Here is a 1,345-nt window from a genome sequence, read left to right as displayed (position 1 = left end):
GGGAGTGTCAGAAATTCCGTGTTCAAGGCGGGCTTAGGAATTACACAGAAGGCCTGATGAACCGTTCCTGATAGAGGATAGCGAATTGGTTCATGGCCTGCTTCCAATCGCGAGCCGGCCGTCCCCAATCTGCGGTGATATTGCGCAGGGCCAGCCAGATCAGCTTTGTCGCGGCGTCGTCGGACGGGAAATGGCCTCGCGTCTTGATGATCTTGCGCAACTGGGCATTGATGCTCTCGATGGCGTTGGTCGTATAAATCACTCGGCGCACCTCTGGCGGAAATGCGAAGAAGGGAATCACGCGATCCCAGGCGCTGCGCCACGCGGCGCGGATCGTCGGGAATTTCTGCCCCCAGGGGCCTTCGGAGAAGGCATCAAGCTCAGCCTCGGCTGTCTCGGCGCTCGTGGCGGTATAGATCGGCCGAATGGCTGCGGCAAGCGCCTTACGCTCCTTCCAGGTCGCGTAATCCAGGCTGTTGCGGATCAGATGCACGATGCAGGTTTGCAGCGTGGTCGCGGGAAAGACAGCGGCCAGGGCCTCGGGCATGCCCTTCAAGCCATCGGTCACGGCGATCAGGATATCGCCCACGCCTCGGGTCTTCAGATCATTGAAGACCTTCATCCAGAACTTAGCGCCTTCGGTGCCCTCGATCCAAAGGCCAAGAATGTCGCGTGAACCATCGGGCAACACACCCAGCGCCAGGTAGATGGCCTTGTTGCGTACGACCGCATCCTGGCGGATCTTGACCCGCAGCGCGTCAAAGAAGACGACCGGGTACATCGGTTCCAGAGGCCGAGACTGCCAGGCAGTGACCTCGGCCATGACCTCATCGGTCACTGAACTGATGAACTCCGGTGAGACCTCGGTGGCATATTGCTCCAGCAGAAATCCCTGGATCTCGCGCACCGTCATGCCTCGGGCGTACATGGCGACGATCTTGTCGTCAAAACCTGTGAAACGCCGCTCGTGCTTGGGGATAAGCAACGGAGCGAAGCTGCCGTCGCGGTCGCGCGGCACCTCGATACGCACAGGGCCTTCCTCGGTGAGCACCGTCTTGGCGCCCTTGCCATTGCGCTGGTTGGCAACATCGGCCGGCTTGGCCGCACCGCTCGGATAGCCTAGATGATGGTTCATCTCGCCTGCGAGCGCTCGCTCAATCAATGCCTTCTTGAAAGCCAGAGAGGCGGCGTTGATGGCTTCGGCCGTCATCGGGCCGTTGCCGAACGACTCCAACAGCTCAGGGGGAATAGCCGGCAGATCCGCCAGCTTGGACTTCGGGGTGCGAGGCATACATACTCCTTGGACGTATGTTATGCCCTGAACACGAAATTAATGACAGGCCCG

General features: G+C 60.1%; 1 protein-coding gene. It reads right to left on the bottom strand.

Going from position 1 to position 1,345, the window contains the following annotated elements; all coding sequences use genetic code 11:
* Positions 1 to 40 precede the first annotated feature (40 nt).
* Positions 41 to 1,291 (bottom strand): IS256 family transposase, encoded by a 1,251-nt coding sequence (locus ACEU5R_RS31905; protein WP_392413911.1) that lies wholly within the window; start codon positions 1,289 to 1,291, stop codon positions 41 to 43.
* Positions 1,292 to 1,345: the final 54 nt, after the last annotated feature.

The sequence above is a fragment of the Achromobacter sp. 413638 genome, from assembly GCF_043119405.1.
Taxonomy (GTDB): domain Bacteria; phylum Pseudomonadota; class Gammaproteobacteria; order Burkholderiales; family Burkholderiaceae_B; genus Achromobacter.
Note: the sequence above shows the minus strand (reverse complement) of the source record. Positions and strands in the feature narration are given on the sequence as shown.

Excerpts from the sequence above, each read along its gene's own strand:
- ACEU5R_RS31905 (WP_392413911.1), bottom strand. The coding sequence starts at position 1,291 with ATGCCTCGCACCCCGAAGTCCAAGCTGGCGGATCTGCCGGCTATTCCC.